General features: G+C 43.5%; 1 protein-coding gene. It reads right to left on the reverse strand.

Annotation, left to right across the window (positions count from 1 at the left end):
• The coding region (locus tag AB4585_RS25105; RefSeq protein WP_372171473.1) for a trypsin-like serine protease at positions 1–212 on the reverse strand (212 nt) is incomplete at its 3' end.
• Positions 213–239 lie beyond the last annotated feature (27 nt).

Consider the following 239-nt stretch of genomic DNA (forward strand, 5'->3'; position numbering starts at 1 on the left):
GCACAGTGATGCGCCGTCAGAAGATATTTTCCTCCAACCAACATACCGCCGCAGTTTTTGTGCTGAACGCCTTGATTACCTTTCGCAACAAAACGGACAAAGTGATTCTGATAGTCCTCTTTCACCGTTTCCGAACCATTAAACACAGCCAGAGCTGGGAACGAGGTAAAGGCCAACACGAGCGAACTCGCTAACATAGTTTTACAATTCATATTTTTATCCCTAAACAACATAAGTAA

Source organism: Vibrio sp. 10N.222.49.C9 (genome assembly GCF_041474985.1).
Classification (GTDB): domain Bacteria; phylum Pseudomonadota; class Gammaproteobacteria; order Enterobacterales; family Vibrionaceae; genus Vibrio; species Vibrio crassostreae_C.